10 protein-coding genes are annotated in these 13094 nt (G+C 64.8%); 5 read left to right on the plus strand and 5 right to left on the minus strand.

Annotation, left to right across the window (positions count from 1 at the left end; all coding sequences use genetic code 11):
* Positions 1–12: 12 nt before the first annotated feature.
* The 5 genes from Apa02nite_RS11880 to Apa02nite_RS11900 form a co-directional block, all read right to left on the minus strand.
* Positions 13–858: a MurR/RpiR family transcriptional regulator gene (locus Apa02nite_RS11880; RefSeq protein WP_067700805.1), complete on the minus strand. Its 846-nt coding sequence runs from the start codon at positions 856–858 to the stop codon at positions 13–15.
* A gap of 539 nt (positions 859–1397) precedes the next feature.
* Positions 1398–5936, minus strand: coding sequence for an AAA family ATPase (locus Apa02nite_RS11885; protein WP_203825091.1), 4539 nt, complete (start codon positions 5934–5936; stop codon positions 1398–1400).
* Positions 5933–6346: an effector-associated constant component EACC1 gene (locus Apa02nite_RS11890; RefSeq protein WP_203825092.1), complete on the minus strand. Its 414-nt coding sequence runs from the start codon at positions 6344–6346 to the stop codon at positions 5933–5935. The genes Apa02nite_RS11885 and Apa02nite_RS11890 overlap by 4 nt, the downstream gene beginning before the upstream one ends.
* A 493-nt stretch (positions 6347–6839) precedes the next feature.
* Positions 6840–7274 carry an RCC1 domain-containing protein gene (locus Apa02nite_RS11895; protein ID WP_203825093.1) on the minus strand — a complete coding sequence of 145 codons (435 nt, stop codon included), beginning with the start codon at positions 7272–7274 and terminating at the stop codon, positions 6840–6842.
* A complete protein-coding gene (locus Apa02nite_RS11900; RefSeq protein WP_203825094.1) occupies positions 7231–7572 on the minus strand; it encodes an RCC1 domain-containing protein in 342 nt (113 codons plus the stop codon). The genes Apa02nite_RS11895 and Apa02nite_RS11900 overlap by 44 nt, the downstream gene beginning before the upstream one ends.
* 512 nt (positions 7573–8084) lie before the next feature.
* Between Apa02nite_RS11900 and Apa02nite_RS11905 the strand changes: the two genes are divergently transcribed.
* The 5 genes from Apa02nite_RS11905 to Apa02nite_RS11920 all read left to right on the plus strand — a co-directional run bounded on the left by Apa02nite_RS11905 (position 8085) and on the right by Apa02nite_RS11920 (position 13028).
* Positions 8085–8711: a hypothetical protein gene (locus Apa02nite_RS11905; protein WP_203825095.1), complete on the plus strand. Its 627-nt coding sequence runs from the start codon at positions 8085–8087 to the stop codon at positions 8709–8711.
* Positions 8712–9409: 698 nt separating this feature from the next.
* Positions 9410–9502, plus strand: coding sequence for a hypothetical protein (locus Apa02nite_RS11910; protein WP_203825096.1), 93 nt, complete (start codon positions 9410–9412; stop codon positions 9500–9502).
* Positions 9503–9514: 12 nt separating this feature from the next.
* Positions 9515–9853 (plus strand): hypothetical protein, encoded by a 339-nt coding sequence (locus Apa02nite_RS50955; RefSeq protein ID WP_239164262.1) that lies wholly within the window; start codon positions 9515–9517, stop codon positions 9851–9853.
* Between the two features lie 86 nt (positions 9854–9939).
* The gene (locus Apa02nite_RS50960; RefSeq protein WP_239164263.1) at positions 9940–10308 is read left to right on the plus strand and encodes a hypothetical protein; all 369 of its coding nucleotides are present in this window, start codon (positions 9940–9942) and stop codon (positions 10306–10308) included.
* A gap of 458 nt (positions 10309–10766) precedes the next feature.
* The gene (locus Apa02nite_RS11920) at positions 10767–13028 is read left to right on the plus strand and encodes a tetratricopeptide repeat protein (RefSeq protein ID WP_203825097.1); all 2262 of its coding nucleotides are present in this window, start codon (positions 10767–10769) and stop codon (positions 13026–13028) included.
* The last annotated feature ends 66 nt before the right edge of the window (positions 13029–13094 follow it).

A 13094-nucleotide genomic window follows, 5' to 3' on the forward strand; every position in this document is an offset into this window, starting at 1 on the left:
CCTCTGCAGGTCCTAAACCACGAAGACGTTCCGGCGGGTGGCGGACGCCTCGAACTCCTCGAGACGGCTCTGCACCGCCTCGGGTGCGGCGTCGCACATCGCCTCGAGCAGCACCATGGCCATCGCCATCGGCCCGGTGTGCAGGTCGAACACGAGCTGGGTGCCGACCGCGGCGGGCAGCACCACGTCGGCCGTGTCGGCGATCGGGCTGACCGCCGAGTCGGTGATCGCGACCACGGCGAAGCCGGCGGCCTTGGCCTCGCGGACCGCCTCGACCGACTCGCGGGGGTAACGCGGCAGCACGATCGCCAGCATCGCACCGGCGCCCGCGGCGCGGGCCTGATCCAGCCGGTCCTGTAGCCCGGTACCGCCGGTGTCCAGCACCCGCACGTCCGGGAAGACCTTGCTGGCGAAGTACCCGAAGTACCCGGCGAGCGGCGCGGCGGCCCGCAGGCCCAGCACCGGCAGCGGCCGGCTGGCGGCGAGCAGCGCCGCGGCGGCACGGACGTCGTCGAGCCGGTGCAGGTCGTCGGCGAGCCGCCGCAGGTGCTCGGTCTCGGCCAGCACCGCACGCTGGATCGTGTTCTGCCCGGCCGGCTCGCTCGGCGCGTCCGAGGAGAGCGCGCGCAGCTCGCGGCGCAGCGCCGGATAACCGGAGTAGCCCAGAGCCATGGCGAACCGGGTCACCGACGGCTGGCTCACCCCGGCCAGCTCGGCCACCTCGGCCGCGGACAGGTAGGCCGCCTTCGCGGCGTGCTCGACCAGGCAGTGCGCGATCCGCCGCTGAGTCGGAGTGAGGCGTGCCCCCTGAAACAGGTCGAGCACCCGTTCCGCCGTCCTGACCACTCCGTCATTCACGCCGCCAGCCTATGCATAAAAACTTTCAGGCACCAGGCCCTGGCTGGTTCCTGGGGTGCAACTTTTCGTTCTAGTTGGCCGATTTTAAGGATAGTTGGCCGATGGCGCGCTGAGTTACATCGAAGGTGTTCGCTGGAGTTCGTTTTGGTGGCCTCTGGGTGCAAGGATGTGGCAGCGGCTCCAGGCTGAAGTAGCTTTACGTGAGCGCCAGATTGAGTCGCTCAAGTAGAGTTGAAGCTTCCAACGACCCTGTGGGCTGTGCTCTCCCACTCATTGAGGTCTTCTCAGCACGGGCTGCAGGGCGTTTGCGTTCTCGCGGAGGGACGCCTGAAGGGGTCCATGCAGTGAGTGGCATCTGTAGAAGCGATCGGAGCGGGTTGAAGCTCTCAAGATGACATGGAGTTTTCTGGGACTGCACAACACCGAGGACCCCACCCGCCGATGGCGTCATCTCTGATCTCTGCACTGACCGTGACAAACGCCGGCACCGACACGGCGCATCCGTCGGTGACCGCGGCGGGCACCTGGCCGCCGTGAACTCAGCAGGCGGCTGCGAGCTCCGTGTCTGGGAGATACCGGCTCCTGTCGTCGTTCGACAGTTTCGGCCCGGCCAGCAGACAGGCATGACCTACTGGGTCGGCGTGAATGGCAGCCAGGCGGGAGATGTCCCACACGTCCGCTGGCCCGTCCAGGCCACTCAGCAGCAGACTCCCGTCGTCAGCAGCTAACTCGACACCGTTGACCGGGCTTCCGTGGTCGATCCGTGCCAGAACCGCCGGCCGGTCAGGATCGGTGACGTCCCAGATGATCGCGGTCCGGTCGTTGCCGCCGGTGACGAGTATCGTTCCCGTGTCATTGAACGCTAAGTCCCGGACCACGCTGGTGTGCTCCTTCAGTCGGGTGATCAGTTCGATCCGGTCGTCATCTCCGATGCGCCAGAGACGGACGAAGGGATTTTCGCCGACGGTCGCGAAGACTCCGCCGGCAGGATGCAATGCGGCAGTATTGGCGCCTCCTCCGACTTCCTTCCTCTCGTGGAGCAGGCGGGGACGTATCGGGTCGGAGAGGTCGTAGGCAACTACACGGGAAGCATCCTTGAAGACTCCGCGGTGGCCGTCCCGGGTGACCGCTGTGACGTCCACGATGTTGTCTGTCTTGTCCAGCAGCATCGGCTGCTCACCGACGCTGTACAGCAGGGTCGTGCTGTCGTTGTCGGAATCGTGGCCTCGGTAGACCACGATCTTCTTGCCATTGGCGACGAACCGGGTTTTCCAGCCGGTCGTTCCCGGTATGGCTGCGATGAATCGGGGGCTGGTGGGCTGACCGAAGTCCCACAATGTCACCGGCCCCCCTGCCGGACCGCTGACGTCGCAGTCGATCATCGCAACGATCCGCTGGTCGTGGACGGCTGAAACGCAGCCGCGTAACTGTTTGCCGAGCGCAGGGTTCAGCCTGATGTCGGTTCCGTCCGGGCGAAGGACGTGGACGCTGGCGTGGGGTCCGGAGAGCAGAACCATCGGGGTTTTTGTGCCGACAAAGGCGGGCGGGCTCAAACCGATCTTCTGCCTGAGCACTCCGATCTGGGTTGGTGCCGCCGTGCTGACACGCCACAGTCGTACGGTGACGTCGTTGCCCCCGCTGGCAAGTGAGGTGCCGTCCGGGGAGAAGGCGAGCGCACCGACGCCCTGCTGGTGACCGCGCAGGTCCAGTTGGTAAACGGCCCGGCCGGACCGTTCGATGTTCCACAGTTTGACGATGCCGTCGGAGGCCGAGGTGGCCAGGCGGGTGCCGTCGGCGTTGCATACCAGGTCGAACACGGTGTCGGTGTGCCCGATCAGATCCGTAGAGCGCCCGGGATGCCGGGGGTCGGTGATGTCTCGCACGTGAGCTTTCCCGCCCCCGCCGGCGTAAGCGAGCAAGGTCCGGCCGTGGTTGTGGCAGATCGCCGCGTCGCTCTGACCGCCCGCGGAGTTCGCGAAGGTACTGATGGTTTTGCCGCCGCTGACCTGTCGGAGCTCAACCGAATCCTCGGACCCTGCCGGGCTGTCGTAGGGGTCGCCGTAGGCGATCACGGCGGTCTTCCCGTCCGGGGTCAGCGCCAGCGTCTGTGGCTCGCCGTCGCCTGTGAAGTAGGGCGACGGCTGGGTAGAGGGGGCGAACGGAGGCTCCCATCCAGGGATGCGGCGCGGATGGTGCAGATCGGTGATGTTCCAGGCGCTGATGGAGGCCGGGTCGCTTTCTGCGACCAGCAGTGTCGTGCCGTCGGAACTCAGGGCCATCCGAGACAGAAAGCCGTCGAGCGGCAGGGTGCCGGTCCAGGACGGGTGGGTGGGGTCGTCGATGTTCCAGAAGGTGAGCCCGGCTCCTCGGCCCGGTACTGCCCGGTGCCCCCGGTCGTTGCTGATCACCACGAGGGTATGCGCGTCCCGGAACGCCACCCGAGCGCGGATTTTGGACTCGTGGACCGGTGCGCCGATCACGGCGACCCTGGTGCGGGTGACCGGGTTCCAGAGCATGACGGCACCGTCTCTGGCTCCGCTGGCGAGCAGCTGACCGGAGGGTGCGTATGCGACGGAGGTCACTGGGTTCAGGTGCCCGGTGAGCACACCGTCGTGTCGGGTTTGGATCATCGTGTCGATCAGGCCAGTGCGTGCGGTGTTGTTCGCCGGGTCACGCGCTATCGCCTCCAGGCTCAGCCGGATTGAGACGTCGGGGCGGGTGTCACGTAGTAGTTCGGCCTCGGCGATCAAGCCGCGGCTGTCGGACGCGGCGGTGATCTGTCTCTGGGCGAGGTTTGCCCGCTGCAACTTGACGCCGAGGCCGCCAGCGGCAACCAGCAGCACCGCAAGGATTCCGGACAGGACCCGGAACCGCCGGGAGGTGCGTTGCACCGCTGCTTCGGCGGCCCGTCGCTCCTCCTCGCTGGCGGCGATGAAGTCTTTTTCGGTGGGCGTTAGCCGGCGGGCAGGGCGCTGCAACACGGCGCGGGCGTCGGCGAGCACGGCGCCACGGATCAGCGCGTCCGGGTTGCGGTTCTTGTTCTGCCACAGGTCGGCTGCCTCGGTGAGGCGCTGATGAGCGAGCAGCCCGGTGCGGTTACTGTGGAGCCACTCTTGCAGCCGGGGCCAGGCACGAACGAGAGCCTCGTGAGCGACCTCCGTGTGGTGGCCGTCGATGGTGATGAGCCGGGCGTTGTCGAAGGCGTCGAGAGCCGCTTTCAAGTGCGAAGACTGCGCGGTGTCACCGTCGGCGAACAGGTCGGTCAGCCGCACCCGTCGCCGAGTGTCGGCCCTGCCGTCGCCGGCATGAACCAGGCTGAGCATCAGTTCCCGAGCCGCGTCCTGCCCCTGCTGCCCGAAGCGGTCGCTGAGGTTCTTGTATGTATCTTCGGCGCTGTTAGCCACAGCTTCCAAAATCCCGCCGGTGGCCTGGTAGCCGGCCAGGGTTAGTTTCGCGCGTCCGCTGCGTAGCCACGTCTGTCGCAGGGCGTAGGAGAGCAGTGGCAGGCTCGGAGCCTGAGCGGCCTCACCATCCGTGTCGGGGTCCCGAGCGTTGAGGTCTCTGAGTAGCAGTTCGGGCAGACCTGGCTCGACGGCCAGACCGGCCAGCTTGGCGGGTTTGTCGATCGCCTGCCGCAGTGACGCGACGTCCATCGGCCCGACTAGGATCTGGCTTCCCAGCGAGGGCGCGAGAAGAGGGAGCGCCGCACAGTGTGCGTAGAAGTCGGCCCGAACACCGACGACAAGGATCATCGGCTTGCCTAGGCCGCAGAGCCGGCCGAGTACCTCCAGGAAACGCTTCTTGACCGCGCCGTTCGGCGTGACGGTGAACAACTCCTCGAACTGGTCCACGACGAGGATGAGCCGGTCGTCTTCGCCGAGCGCCGACTCGACCAAGTCGCTGAATGCCGCGGTGTCCTTGCAGGCTACCGCGACCAGCTCGCCGGCGGCTCTGCCGGTGAGGCCCTGCAACTGGTAGGCGAGCGATGCGAGCGGATCCTCTTTGGGGGTCATCACCTCGACAGGCCAGCGATGCGCGCCGGAGATGCGTAGCGCGCCGTTGCGTATTGCGGGAACCATGCCGGCACAGAGCAACGACGATTTACCGGCGCCGGAGGCGCCGATCACGACAAGGGGAGCGTTGTTGAAGAACCGTTCGGCCACCGCCTGGATCAGCCGGTCCACGAGTTGCTCGCGGCCGAAAAAGTAGTCCGCACGAGCGTCGCTGAAGGGTTGGAGGCCCGGGTACGGGCATTCCGCGTCGGCGGTGGTGGGTTCGTCGACTGGGAATATCGGGACCCTGTATGCAGGGTTGGGCGCGAGGATCAGCCGGCCGGCTCTTCCGCTCTGCTGCAGGTGCGGGCGCGGCACGCCCGGTGGAAGCTCCCTGACCAGGTGCTCGTAGGCGGAGGCAACGGTGAGCCGGGCCGGTCCGAGAGGGTCTCCGGTGTTGAGCATGTTGATGAAGGCGCCACTGAACGCTGGGTATGGCTCGTCGGGTAAGATCAGCGCGGCCTCCTCTCCCGCTGCGGAGGCGAGCAGACAACCGCCGCGTATGTAGGTCATCCCGAATGCGGCTACGGCTGCGGCGCCAGGCGGGTTGTTAGCTCGGCCCGAGAAGCAGCAGTCCAAGACCACGACGATGGACTTGGCTCCGCACGCGCGTAGAAGCGTGCGCACCTGCGCGTACGCGAGGCCGGTGTATCCGACGCTGTCACCGCCGTCGGTGGTGTCCGAGGTGGCCAGATACAGTTCCTCGCCGCTGATAAGCCCGTGCCCGACGTAGTAGAGCAGGAAAACCTCGGTAGCGGCTCTTGCGGCGGCTCTGATGCCGTCACCCAGCTCGCGCGGGTCCGCCGGGTCCAGTAACGGGATGATCTGCTCGCCGTTGACGCCGCACCGCTCGATGAAGGCCTGGCGTAGCGCTACGAGGGTGTCCTTCACTTGGGGTACGTCGACGATGGGGGTTACGTCGCTCTCAGAAGCGGTGGATGTGGGGTAGACGCCGCGGCGATGGGTGCCGGTGCCGGCAAGGACGATCCGCGTGCCGGGGCTGCTGAGGTCGGGAAGTCCGATCACCGTTGGGTGCCGTCGGCCGGCGGCGTTGTGGGGAGGGCTTCGGTGGGTGTGTCGCCGTTGATGAAGCGGGCGGTGTCGGCGACGAGTGCGCGGATCTCGTCGGCGTTGCGCAACCGGATGTTGGTGGCAGTGATCTCGTAACTGGATCCGTCTGCTCGGGTGATTTTGACCGTGCAGTTCCCGGTCCGCCGTCGGATCCACGAGATTAGGGCCGAGGCTGTCGCCGAGACTGTTGCCGTGACCGCGCCTTCTGGGCCGATCACGACGGTGAGTATCTCTGTCAGAAGGCCGAGTTCTCCTGTCTTGGGCTCGCCGGGCTTCGGCGTGGCCCGCCCTGCGCCCTCGTCGTTGTTGAGCCAGGAGCACAGCGAGTCGGCGCCTTCATTGATCTCGAAAGTTATCCTGATCACAGGACATTGATACACCCGCTGGTTCTTTCGCGTTCAGTCCGGTCGTCGGATAGCGACTTCGGATTCACCCGGCCGTGTCAGGCGATGCGTCCCGCTGGGGGCGGCCGAAAGCGCCATCGCACACCTCAAATCGTGGAAAGTCCTCAAGACGGGCTTCCGGTGGTTCCTCGAGAAGTTCCCTGCCGAGTTACGGAAGGTAGCGAGACTGGAGGTTTCCAAGTGCATGGTCCGCCGGTCTCATCCTTAATGCTTTCGGGAAGTCCTCGTGGGACTGGCCCCGTAGCAGTAACGCGGTGGATTGCCAGGGAGGTCCTGTCGATGGCCAGCGAGGATAAGCCGGAGCGAGTGAGGATCATTACCGCGCAAGCTTGGAGAGTACCGGCAGCCGAACGACGGGGAACTTCCCACGGCCCCGGGCACGGTGGCGGCCGCCCAGCCCGGCCAGGCCCCGGTGAGGGACGGCGCCGGACGGCCGCAGCGGGCAGGGCCCGGGTCAGGAAGCCACGATCGACGTGGTGCCGTTACCGGCGTCCAGCACCGACACCGTGCGCCGGTACAGGATCCCGGTCATCTGGATCGGGTTCGGGCTGGTCCGGCCGGTCACGTCACCGGTCGCGGCGACCAGCTGCCGGCGCTGTTGTTGCCCCAGCAGAACCCGGCGTTGTCGGTGGTCAGCGCGCATGAGTAATACATGCGCCGCGGTCAGCGTCGCGACGGTCTTCGCGCCCAGCAGCGTCGCCGCGGTGGACACGTCAGCCGGGGTGTTACGCCCGGCCGTGGTCCCGTCACCGAGCTGGCCGTACTGGTTGCTGCCCCAGCAGAACATCCGCTGGGACTCCAGCGCGCACGCATACGCGCTGCCGGCGGTGACCGTCGTGGTCGTCTTACCGGCCAGGCCGGTGGTCGTGACGACCGCGGCCGGGGTCATGACCCGGGCGATGCTGGCGCCGTTTGCCGACCTGTCCGGAAGCGCCCAGGCCCCGGCAGTACGCGGCACTCGACGACGCGGCGAAAGTGAAAAGCTCCTCGGCGGTGATCGACGTGGCGGTGCGGGGCAGGCCGGTGACCGTGAACGGGACCGACGCGGTCAGCGAGCTGTTGCCGAGTTGGCCCTGGCCCGTCGAACCCCAGGCGTACGCGGCACCGGAAGCGATAGCGCATGTATGCGAGGTGCCGATGGCGAGCGCGGTGACGGTCTTGCCGATCAGGACACCGCTGGCGTACACCTGTGCGGGAAGTGGGCAGTGTTGAACCGAACCCATCATCGTGGGTCGTGAGTCGACAGTGCCGCACCAGGACGTTCGTTGCCGATGTCGTGGCAGTTCTGTCGCTGGACGCCCTCGGTTCAGTCGGCACCGGACCGTTACGGTTTGTGTAACCGTCTCTGACGGTGTTGGCTACCGTTGTCTATGTGAGAGCGCATGGGGCAGCGGGTGTCCAGTGCAGTGACGGCCTGACGGTTTGTCCCACGGGCCGCAGACCGCCACGTGAGGGTCGTGGACTCGGTGCGGTGTCGCCACTGGTGAACGGTAGTGATTGCGGAGAGTGGGCAGTCTCGAACCGAACACATCATCGTGTCATCACGTCGTCTGTGACCAGCCGATACGTCGCTGTTGCAAATCGGAACACCGGGCAACGTATGACGGATGGGGTGACGTCCTCCCCGGGTTGGTTGCCCGACCGGTTCGGTGAACCCGGGGTGGTGTCCCTCGTGACGGTTGGAAGCTAACGTGATGACATGCCGGACGCTTTGACCCGCAGGCCTCTTCCCGACTTTCTCCAGACCGAGCTGGATCAGTTGACTGCTGAGCTGGAACGGCTGGGCGAGGAGAAGGTGACGCTGGAGGAGCGAATCGGCTCGCTTCGCGACAAGGTGATGTTCGTTCAACAACTGCGTGAGAGGTACCTCGCTGAGCGGTCGACTGCCGACGTCGATGTGCCGGTCACCGCTGAGTGCGTGAGCATTGATGCCAAAACGGCTGCGGAGTCGAATAGCGACCTTCTCGGTTCGAGGAGCGTAGGAGTGCAGCCGTCGGCGAAGCGTACGGTTCGGCTGCCGAGTACTCGACCCCCATACGAAGATCGTGTCGGCAAAAGCGGCGCTCGTGATATTTCCAGTCCTGACAGCGATCGCCCGTGGGCTGATCGTGTGGCTGCCCTCATGATCAACAGTGGCGATCGTGTATGGTCGATCGAGCAGTTGAACATCAAGTTGATCGATGTGCGTTGGAGCGCAGAGGTGCAACGTAGAGCCAAGACGGCGCTGCGCAAGGCTGTGGAGCGGATGCTGAGTCGGGGGCAAGTAGTGCGTACCGGAACCGCTGAATACCGGCCAACGGCCCTGATCGCCAATGCGAGCCGATGATCTGATTTAGACAGGCTTCCGGTCCGCAAGAGCTATCCTTTCGTCCGTTACCGCTGCCTGTGCGGCCACGAGACACTCTCTTGGACTGGCTTTCTACATGGCACACCGTTTATGACGGTCATGCGGAACGACCGAGTCGTTCGGAAATGAACGACCATGACGGTATTCACAGGGTCTCGGGTAGGGCTCCCAGGCAACTTTTCTGCTGGTTGCGCACCTTATTCAGGAACATCTTCGGCGGGAATATATCCTGCCCAAAAGGGCAGGCCAGCCGCTGCTATCCGGTCGCGAACTAAAGCTTGTTCTTGATGTCGGTTTGCTTTGGCCTCAGCGATTATCCGAGCGTGTTGTGCGCGGAGCTCCGCTCGCCGCGTCACTGCTTCCGGAGCGTCACCGCTGATCTCGGCCAGCAGTTGACGAGTCCGTTCGGCGCTCGCGAGCAGCTGCGGGGACGGAACCGCGCGCCAAGAACGTCGCCCATGGCGCGGCGATAGCTGCGGCATAGCGGCTATGCCGGCAGGTGGGTGGTGACCTGTACGACCGTGTTCGCACAGGTCAAGATGTCTGTTCACCGGCCCGGCGACGATAATCATCGATGTTGCTCCAAGAGTGCCGCAAGATTTATTTGGCGACGTCGGGGTTGCGTGGGTCGGTGAAGAACAGACATTCATGTTCCTTCATGAAACGGGGTGACTGCGATGCGGGAGATCGCGAGCACCCTGCGCAGCGCTGCCGACACCTACGAAGCCGAAGACCGGGCCGGCGCCCACCGGATCAAGAACATCTACTGACGGGGGAACGTGATGTTCAGCGTCGCGCAGCACGAAGCGGTGATCGCGGAGATCAACGAGGGAATGAACACGCTCAACGCAAAGCTGGATCAAGCCATCCCCGCCGCCGACCGTGTGGCCAGCCAGTGGTGGGTGGCCGACGTGATCGGCGAAGCGCTTATGTACATAGCCCGCGAGACCGTGGAACTTGGCAAGGAGATCGTCGCTTTTATCGCCGACCTGCTCAAAGGGGCCGTCGCGCCGATCATCATGTTCCAGGATTCCTGGAAGTGGGCCGACATCAAAAGCGGGTTCAGCGGCGTCGCGACCGAACTCAGCGACACCAACCTGATCATCGACGACTCAAAATAGTCCGGCGACGCCAAGAGCGCCTACGTCACCGTGGCGGCGGCGCAGTCCGCTGCCGCCAGCCGGTCAGCTCGATCGCCGGAACCACCATGGGCAACCTGATCCAATGCGCACTTGCCGGCTCGGTCTTCTACCTCGCGGTCGCCACGATCGCCGCCAAACTGATCGTCGCCGCCTCGGCCGCAGTCGCGGCGATCAGTAGCGCAGTCTTTTCCGAGATTGGCGGCGTGATCTTCGTGGAGGAAGGCACGGTGAACATCACGGCACTGTCCGTGGCCGCCGGTGTCCTCGCGACGTTCCTGTCCTCGCAGGCCGTCGCCATGGTCATGATGCACAGCGACGCTACCGATCCGACCAGCTTCCCGGGCGGCGGCCATTGGCCAGCAGCTAACACCGCCCGCTACAACGACGCGACTATCAACGACACCGACGCGGACTGGAACCTCAAGGGCGAATAGTCGACGTCGTAACGCCGGCATGGAAAATCCCAGGCGGGAGGCCTTACGTTCGGACGTGTGTTCAAAGTCTTGACGACGTGGATTACGGGCAGGCTTATGGAACCGTGCTCAGGCGCTATGTGATCCAGGCGCGTTCTTGACACGGCAATCACGAGCAGGCAAAACGGTTAAATCAAACAGTCAGGCAGGAGCGTATCCCTTTGGCGGATTGAGATTAGAAGTGCGGCGGGTAGGCAAGGGTGTCTAACAGCATCCGAGCCCTCGGGGCTGTTCCGAGGCGCTCCGTCGAAACGGGGAACTCAGGTCCTGCGGCGAGCGGTGTGCCTGCGACTAGAGCTAAGACGATGGGTCTTGTGCTTGGCGGATAACCTGACTCGCAGTCGCTAAGATTCGCGGGCTGCAAACGGATCATACTGTTACCGCTGTGATCATGGGCATCTATTGACTACTCTAAGATGATGGACGCTGGAGCACTGTGGACGATTGTCGGCTCTGTGGCCGGCGTCGGAGCCCTGATCATCGGGTCCGCTCAGCTACAGCAGGGCAAGAAGAGTCTGCAGCGAAAGGCCAGCACGGCGGATGCGGCGCCTCACGAGGGCGGTTCCGGTTATGTTCTCGGTGACACTGTAGCGGTCCCGCTCGGTCGGTTGCCCCGCGAGGTTGTCGGACGTGAGACGACTCTGCGACTCCTTGCCCGTGCATTCAGGCAGGGGGATCGAGTCATCGTTCTCGCTGGCGTTGGAGGCATAGGCAAATCGACCGTCGCAGCGGAGTTTTGCCGGACCATGACAGGCCGTAGCTGGCCGCGGCGACCCAGTCCCTCAGTGTGGTGGATCGACGGATCGGACCGGGCGCGGCTCGTCGGCGGTCTGGTATCGGTGATTCGAGCGGTCGGTGGTACCGAAGCCGACTGTGTCGCAGTGCGTGACGGATATCCCGATGCGCCCGACCGATTATGGCGCCTCCTGCGCCGCTCGTCGCAGCGCTGGGTGATTACGATCGATAATGTCGACGACCCGTCCGTGCTCAACTGGGTCGCCGCCGATGCACCGGGACAATCCGCCAACGTCTCGACCGGGACAGGGTGGGTGCGATCGAGCCCACGCGGTTTGCTCATCATCACGTCGCGGAATGCAGACGCTACCTCGTGGAGCAGTAAGTCAGACATTGTCAACGTTGACACGCTGAGCCGTTCGGACTCTGCTAGCATCCTGCTCCGCCTGGCGCCGCAGGCTGGCGTACGAGAGGACGCCGAAGTTCTGGCCGACACCTTGGGAGGACTTCCGCTCGTTCTGCGCGTCGCAGGCGCCTATTTGGCATATCCCTTGGCTCGGTGGGCGACGTTCGACGAATACCGGTTGGCTTACCGGCATCAAACCGTAGAGGTGTTGGCCGCCACCAACACAACTTCGATCGGTGAACGGGATGATCTCATGACGACTTGGGAGCTGTCACTCGACGATCTGTCCAAACGCGGTGTTCCGGAGGCCAGAGCACTTCTACGCCTCATATCGTGCTACGCGGCGAACGCGACCATTCCACTCGACCTTCTCGATTCTGAGGCGCTACATCCGCTGCTAGGTGCCGCAGCTGGCACTGACGTGCGGCTCAGAGTAGAGCAGGCACTTCGTGGGTTACTCCGCTACGGTTTAATCAGCAGCGGACCGACGCCACCCCCAAGCATCGTCGGGCATCCAGCGATTACCGACAGCAATCGAAGCCATCTCCGTCGCGGCTCCGAGCCTAGCCCCCACCTGGTGTGCGCGGTGGCGTCGTCGCTCGTCGTCGAGAGAATCCGCGCGCTGTCCTTCAGCGCCCCCCGAGACTGGCCCGCGTTCGCCATGCTCGTGCCTCACTTGCAGGCCCTACTTAAGGTAACGCCAGAGTTCCTAGGCGAGGACGACCTCGGCGCTCTTTGCGACATGGCGAGCAAAGCCGTACTCGCCTACGACTGGAGCGGCGGTCTGGCGGCCGCCGAACAACTCACCCGAATGGCCCTCCACGCTGGCCGATCGCTGCCAGCCACATCGCCGCCCAAGCTTCGCCTGCTTCAGCAGGAAGCGCTGCAGAGGGGAAGGCGAGGCCATTGGGGCGAGGCGCTACCGGTTTTCAAGCAACTGGCCGGAGTCAGCGCCCGGGCGAACGGGGACGATCACCCGGTGACGCTGGCCATCCGTCACGACCTAGCGCGTGCCTACGCTCACGAAGGCCAGTGGACGGCGGCGGAGAACCAGGCGCGAGAGGTGTTCGAAGCCCGGGCGAGGTCTCTTGGCGGCGTCCACGTCGAGACGTTGGCAAGCGAGCACCACCTCGCGCGCGCGCTGTCCGCGCAGCACAAATGGGACGCCTGCAATCCGCTGTTTGAGGAGATCATCCGCAAGGAGCGCAGCCTCGTCGGTGATCGCGACATTCTGACCCTGGCAACCCGGGACGCTCAGGCGCGGAGTTTCGCCGAACAGGGTCGGTGGTTCGAGGCCAGTCAGGCTTACCAGGCGATTCTCGACATCCGTAGCGGTTTTATGGGCCGAGAGCACCCGACGACGCTTGCAAATCACCACAGCCTTGGTGTCGCGCTGGCCCATCAAGGCCGAATGAATGAGGCACGCGAGGCTCTCGAGCGCGTGTACGAGGCGCGCCTGCGTGTGTTGGGGCGCGATCATCCGGAGACCCACCAGACAGCCGATGCCCTCCGCGAGATCGACCGCGCGCGAGGCGAATGACAATGCCGCCCGTCCGGAAGAGGTGGACCCTTGCCGACAGTCGAACTGCATGGAATCTCGCGGAGC

The organism is Actinoplanes palleronii, from assembly GCF_016862315.1.
Classification (GTDB): domain Bacteria; phylum Actinomycetota; class Actinomycetes; order Mycobacteriales; family Micromonosporaceae; genus Actinoplanes; species Actinoplanes palleronii.